Raw genomic sequence first — 237 nt, forward strand, 5'->3', positions numbered from 1 at the left:
CTTCATCGACTCCTAGTGTCAAGGCATCCACCGTGCGCCCTTTCTAACTTAACCAAACTAAAATTAAAAATATGAGCTACACTGTTATCTAGTTTTCAAAGAACATACCAAGTTATATAAAATAACATTTGGTGGAGCCTAGCGGGATCGAACCGCTGACCTCCTGCGTGCAAGGCAGGCGCTCTCCCAGCTGAGCTAAGGCCCCAAGTTGTATGGTGGGCCTAAATGGACTTGAAC

The 237-nt window shown here is 46.0% G+C and carries 1 tRNA gene; it reads right to left on the minus strand.

What is annotated here, in order from left to right:
* Positions 1 to 129: 129 nt before the first annotated feature.
* Positions 130 to 205, minus strand: a tRNA-Ala gene (locus MR059_RS22540).
* Between the last annotated feature and the right edge of the window lie 32 nt (positions 206 to 237).

The sequence above is a fragment of the Bacillus cereus group sp. BfR-BA-01522 genome (genome assembly GCF_022662635.1).
Taxonomy (GTDB): Bacteria; Bacillota; Bacilli; order Bacillales; family Bacillaceae_G; genus Bacillus_A; species Bacillus_A cytotoxicus.